The sequence below is a fragment of the Caballeronia sp. LZ029 genome, assembly GCF_031451275.1.
Lineage (GTDB): Bacteria > Pseudomonadota > Gammaproteobacteria > Burkholderiales > Burkholderiaceae > Caballeronia > Caballeronia jiangsuensis.
In genome coordinates, this window is record NZ_JARUXO010000022.1 from 1 (window position 1) to 591 (window position 591).

Annotated in this window: 1 pseudogene; it reads right to left on the reverse strand. The window is 59.7% G+C overall.

The features are described 5' to 3' along the window. Positions 1-189: 189 nt before the first annotated feature. A pseudogene (locus QCE73_RS33925) lies at positions 190-591 on the reverse strand (hypothetical protein); the annotation flags it as partial.

A 591-nucleotide genomic window follows, 5' to 3' on the forward strand; every position in this document is an offset into this window, starting at 1 on the left:
ATGGAGAAGCGACAACTATGAACTAGCCAGCGACAATTACACCCGTCGACCGGCCAGAATAGTTGTCGCTGACCGGCCGTGCCGCTTGACGCTGTCTAGCTCAGCCTGTAACGGCTGGCGACGCGGCCGAACCAGCTTCCGAAGGCTTCATCGTCGAAGGGCCGCGGTGCGAATGGCCACGGACGCACGTCACTGGATGTGTGTGGGGGCCACATGTTCGAGATGCTCGAGTTTGATGCACTCATCGCCGCTGCGAATGCCCGCTTCTGCTGCCGCATTCAGGATTCTCGAAACCTCGCCCGTGAGCCCGCCGCTGGCAGCGAGAACATATTGTGCGATCTCCTTTTGAGCGAGGTCAGAAGGTCGGCGCAAAGGCAGAATGCGCTCGAAGGCTGCGAGTAATCGCCGGAATGCCTCGCTCTCCCTCCAGCGCGGCACTTCGAATGGCGTAAAACGGCTGACCATCTGGGAATCTGTCTGAAGCGCGATAACCGTAAGCACCCGGGGAAGGCATCTTGACGGGGCAATCGCTGAAACCATCAAGCAGTGGTCGGCGTCCAGCGATGAGGAAGAAGTTGCGTGATGTCGGCG